We start from the raw sequence: 4,616 nt of genomic DNA, 5'->3' as shown, positions 1-4,616 counted from the left end.
GCAATTTAACCAGATCGAGCCCCTTCCCTGCTAGCTGCCTGCAATCGATGCACGAATACTTTCCCCGATGCTTTCTACCTCTTCTCTTACTGGCCATTTCTAGCCGATGTAGCGGCATTCGGGGGTACTTGATCTTCGCGTGTGGATGCAACGATCTTCGCAAAGAAGCTAGTAATATTCTCAAGCTCAGGAAACTGTTTTTCCGAGCTTCTTCCCCACCAATCCCCGCAGTCCCGGTAGAGCATATACAAATAAGAGTGGTACTTTTCGTAGAAATCAGTTAGATCAATTTCCTTGATGCGCTGATACGTAACGTGGCCATTCACCTTGTTCCTCATTTGGCGAAACTTCTCTGAGAAGTCATCGGGGACAGGTGATAGATCTTTATAGGTTTCGATGGAATTTTCCCATATCGGTGCGTAGCCCTTTTCGATCGCTTCTATACGATTTCTTAAGGTTTTCTTTATCGTTCCCTGGACCAATAGATCGAGAAATTTGTGTTTCTCCATTCCATTTGGTGGACGGATCTCCGTAACATTCAAATCTCGCGCATGGAGAGCTAAAACAAATTCGTAGAGATGAAAAATGAAGGCGGCATAAGCGTTATAAGCCCGGTACGCCTGATGCTTCTCGTGGCCAGCAAGTATTAGGCTGCTTGCAATTGAAGCAAATAGTTCAAATGCATCGTGACAGCGATGGTACTCATGCACAATCGCTAAGCAGTGCTGGCGGTCTGTCTCTTCATCATCTAAATGCATAGGCACAATCCTCAGAGGGCCAGCCGAGATAGGGAAAATTTTCGGATATGAGTAGCAAAGTAACTAGTATCCGATTTTATATTGGCTATTTGAGACCATCTCAAAAATTGTGAAGTTAGCCTTAGTGTGAGCCGATAAAATCGCTGCCGAAGGCAAGTTCGTCCGGTTTTCGGACGTATTCTCTGTGCTCATTTGGCCTATTTTTACATTACCGGGGTAACGCTCTATTGATCACCTGTTGTAGCACGCTGCGCGAGTATCTTCTCAATCCACGCCACCTTGTCCCGCTCTACCTGGTTGGCCTTGAGTTCTGCGGTAGCCAACTGACTGGCCAGCATTTCAATTTGTTTGCCTGCAGCCGCAGCGCTGGCCTTGGCCTCGATGACTGCCTGTTGCGCCATGTCCAATCGTCGCTCTGCGTCGACTCGTGCCACAGTCAGTTCCTGGAGTTGAGCGGCTTGCTGGTTTCGCTCCGAGCGAACCTGGTGCAATTCAGCGTGTGCTTCCGTCAGTGCATCGCGAAGCCGTTCTAGTTCGCTCACCTGGTGCGCTAACGTGGCCTCCTGTTGGCCAAGCGTCACTTGCTGGGCATCTTGGCGCCGCTGGCCGGCGATATTTTCCTGCTCAAGGCGCGAAAGACGTTGCTCGAAAGCCTGCCGCTCCTCGGCGCGCTGGCGCACCGCCGCCTCCTGGAAGTGCTCGAACTGGGTGCGAGTCTGCGCCAATTGCTGGTTCAAGGCATGAGCCTCGGCGGCACGATCAGTCAGCCGCTGCTGAAGGCCGGCATTCTCAGTCCGGGCGGCCGTGAGCGCAAGCGCATTGGCCTGCAGATCCTGCTGGCATCTCGCCAAGGTTTGTTGGATCTGAGTGTGGTCTCGGACCAAGGTAGTGTGGACTTGGCGGAGTTGGGCTTCGGCGGCCAGGGCTGCGTCTCTCTGATTGCGCACGGCCGCCTGGGCCTGCTCGTGTGCCTCGTTGGCCGCCTCCAACTGCCTGGTGACATCATCCTGAAGCCGCTGGTAGACGCCCTTGACGGCCACCACCAGATCGACTGGCAAGCCTGTGTCGCCGCCGGCAACCACTTCCTGATGTTCGGTCTTCCAGCGCTTGAGCATCGGGGCGATCGTGCTCTTGCTTCCCGTATCTCCGAGTGCTTCGCGAACCGTGTCGATGGTGGGGGCTTTGCCAGCGGCGGCCAGCTGTGAGGCTGCTTTGGCGACTTGTGAGTAGAGGATGCCTGCGCGGGCCATGGGAGCTCCATTGAATAAGATATCATATTACGTTATACGTAATAATACGTTTAAATACAATTCAAAATCCGTGAGATAATCTGCTTTATAACTCTCTATAAGGTTGTTTATCAAATGTTATAGTGAGCCATATCCCCTTTATGCAGGCGCACTCCGGTACATAAGCCAAAATGAGCGACAAATTGCCCTCTCCTGAAAATATCCCAGCCATTGACGGTGCGGTGGCTGCCAGTACGCTATTACCTACGGATATTGAAGCGGCCCACAGCCATTTCCTCGCAGCGGCCACGTCCGAAAATACCCGGCGCACGTATCGTTCGGCCATTCGACATTTCCTGGCTTGGGGCGGGATCTTGCCGGCTGACGAGAATGCAGTGATCCGCTACCTGCTGGCACACGCTAGCAACCTCAATGCGCGTACTCTGGCGTTGCGCCTGACGGCCTTGTCACAATGGCATCTCTATCAAGGCTTTGCTGATCCTGCGAGCACGCCCACAGTCCGCAAGACACTGAAAGGTATCGGGCGCACTCACGGACGTCCAAAAAAACAGGCCAAGGCCCTCCCGGTCGAAGATCTTGAAAAGATCATCTTGAAGCTGGACTCCTTGGATACCCTCAAAGCCAAGCGGGATAGCGCGCTGCTACAACTGGGATTTTTTGGCGGTTTTCGGAGAAGTGAGCTAGCAGGCTTACAGGTTTCTGATCTCGCATGGGAACCGGATGGATTGATCGTGACGCTGCAGCGCTCCAAGACTGACCAGCAAGGCCAGGGGATCGTCAAGGCAATCCCCTACGGCACCGGCCCGTGCTGCCCAGCGACTGCTCTTGGAGATTGGTTGGAGGCCGCGGGAATTCGCGATGGAGCGGTATTCCGCTCCATTAATAAATGGGCAATGCTGGGAGAGCGGTGCATTTACCCCGCCAGCATCAATACGATCTTGGCTGATTGCGCCAGCATGGCGGGCTTGGACTACGTGCCGGATCTCTCCAGCCATAGTTTGCGTCGAGGCATGGCAACTAGCGCTTACCGCGCCGGGGCAGATTTTCGAGATATCAAGCGCCAAGGCGGCTGGCGCCACGACGGAACGGTACAGGGCTATATCGAAGAAGCTGGCAGATTCGAAGAAAATGCAGCAGGTCACCTGCTAAAAAGGCGCACCAGCTGATTGCACCGGATCCAAGCAGGATACACCCACTTGGCGTGAGCCTCGGCCAGCCGCGCGATCTTCTTCACAGAGTAGTGAGGAGTTATGCCAGTGCAATCCATTCGTGAGAGCACGGCGAAGCCCATCAAGATGATGACGGCGTTGCCCCCATACCGGCCATTCAAATTTCAAATGGCCGGCTTGCTACTTTAGGCGTGCGTATCGATCATCGTGCCCAGGGTTCCCGACATCGGCTTGGCCTTTTCGACTTCACCCGGGCGGCTATTGTCATGATCCCCGTCACTATCGACTTTGCTGGCGTTCTGGCGCGGATTGGCCGCCACAACATTGTTGTAAAAGCTACTGGAGAGACTGCTGATCGCTGAAGTCATGGATGGCTCCTTTAGTTGATGGATGTTGCCAGATAATAACTCTGGCAGCATGAGCCTATTGACCAAGACTTAGCCAGACCTTAGGCCGCCTAGATATCTGCTATCTAGATTCTGCGGCAATGCTTTACTGCTTAATGCGGACTCAGTCTCGGCTAAGTTTTCTGGGATACATTTCCACATCTCTCAATCTTCATGCTCATTTTACAAAGAACGATGCGCCGTGATTGATGCAAGCCATCATCAGGTTGACCATCCGCCATCGTTCACTGCCAGACCTCCATCATGGAAAACATCAATAAGATTCTCTTCTTGTGGTTGAACGCCCCTGCCCATCCCCCTCAGATTGTCGTTGACCTGGCCACGGTCATTGCAACACTCCAGATTTGGATCATTCCGCTTACGATTGCCCTGATTTGGCTGCGCGGTGATGCGTGTCAACGCAGAGCCATGCTTGCCGCGACCGCAGCCGGTCTGATTGCATTGATGACAAATCAATTGATAGGCATGACCTGGTGGCATCCTCGGCCGTTCATGATCGGATTGGGACACACACTAATCCCACACGCCGCTGACTCTTCTTTTCCCAGCGATCATCTGTCTCTGTGGTGGGCGGTAGCCTTCACTTTCCTACTCAACCCTTCGCTGAGATTCTCCGGGATTGTTCTCGGCTTGCTGGGCATACCGCTGGCATGGGCACGTATCTATCTCGGGGTGCACTTCCCGTTCGACATGGCAGGTGCCGCCATCGTGGCGATGCTTAGTACCACCCTCATTCACCATCTTCCTCATGGGTTTCTTGGTTCCATCTACAACGTCGCGATCCGTATTCATTGCCGCGTCTTCTCTAGGTTCATCGTGAAAGGGTGGATTCGTGGCACCACCTAAGTGAGAGCTAAGTCCAAGCACTCAGACTTCTCAACATCCAATTTTCATGAGGAGATCAACATGGACGGTCAACAAGTCAAGCTCCACCAGTACTGGATGAATAAGGTTCCCGAAATCGGGCTATCGTTCTGGATCATCAAGATCATGTCAACTACGGTAGGCGAAACTGGGGCGGGATTTTCTGGC

The 4,616-nt window shown here is 53.3% G+C and carries 5 protein-coding genes; 2 read left to right on the top strand and 3 right to left on the bottom strand.

Annotated features, from left to right (window positions below; genetic code table 11):
- Positions 1 to 86: 86 nt before the first annotated feature.
- Together I5W_RS17855 and I5W_RS17850 are read right to left on the bottom strand one after the other, a co-directional pair.
- Positions 87 to 758, bottom strand: coding sequence for a hypothetical protein (locus I5W_RS17855; protein ID WP_044530235.1), 672 nt, complete (start codon positions 756 to 758; stop codon positions 87 to 89).
- Positions 759 to 982: 224 nt separating this feature from the next.
- On the bottom strand, positions 983 to 2,008 hold the full coding sequence (locus I5W_RS17850) for a DNA-binding protein (RefSeq protein WP_044530234.1): 1,026 nt from the start codon (positions 2,006 to 2,008) through the stop codon (positions 983 to 985).
- Between the two features lie 170 nt (positions 2,009 to 2,178).
- Here I5W_RS17850 and I5W_RS17845 point away from each other — a divergent pair, with 170 nt between their 5' ends.
- On the top strand, positions 2,179 to 3,174 hold the full coding sequence (locus tag I5W_RS17845) for a tyrosine-type recombinase/integrase (protein WP_044530233.1): 996 nt from the start codon (positions 2,179 to 2,181) through the stop codon (positions 3,172 to 3,174).
- A gap of 188 nt (positions 3,175 to 3,362) precedes the next feature.
- Here the strand turns inward: I5W_RS17845 and I5W_RS17840 are convergent, their stop codons facing one another.
- Positions 3,363 to 3,545, bottom strand: coding sequence for a hypothetical protein (locus tag I5W_RS17840; RefSeq protein ID WP_034302277.1), 183 nt, complete (start codon positions 3,543 to 3,545; stop codon positions 3,363 to 3,365).
- Between the two features lie 282 nt (positions 3,546 to 3,827).
- Here I5W_RS17840 and I5W_RS17835 point away from each other — a divergent pair, with 282 nt between their 5' ends.
- The gene (locus tag I5W_RS17835) at positions 3,828 to 4,430 is read left to right on the top strand and encodes an undecaprenyl-diphosphatase (protein WP_044530232.1); all 603 of its coding nucleotides are present in this window, start codon (positions 3,828 to 3,830) and stop codon (positions 4,428 to 4,430) included.
- Positions 4,431 to 4,616: the final 186 nt, after the last annotated feature.

Source organism: Herbaspirillum sp. B65 (assembly GCF_000333555.1).
Lineage (GTDB): Bacteria > Pseudomonadota > Gammaproteobacteria > Burkholderiales > Burkholderiaceae_D > Herbaspirillum > Herbaspirillum rubrisubalbicans.
This window is presented reverse-complemented; position numbering and strand designations above follow the sequence as displayed.

Bases quoted from the DNA above. Each gene is read 5' to 3' on its own strand.
- I5W_RS17855 (WP_044530235.1), bottom strand. From the start codon at position 758: ATGCATTTAGATGATGAAGAGACAGACCGCCAGCACTGCTTAGCGATT.
- I5W_RS17850 (WP_044530234.1), bottom strand. From the start codon at position 2,008: ATGGCCCGCGCAGGCATCCTCTACTCACAAGTCGCCAAAGCAGCCTCA.
- I5W_RS17845 (WP_044530233.1), top strand. From the start codon at position 2,179: ATGAGCGACAAATTGCCCTCTCCTGAAAATATCCCAGCCATTGACGGT.
- I5W_RS17840 (WP_034302277.1), bottom strand. From the start codon at position 3,545: ATGACTTCAGCGATCAGCAGTCTCTCCAGTAGCTTTTACAACAATGTT.
- I5W_RS17835 (WP_044530232.1), top strand. From the start codon at position 3,828: ATGGAAAACATCAATAAGATTCTCTTCTTGTGGTTGAACGCCCCTGCC.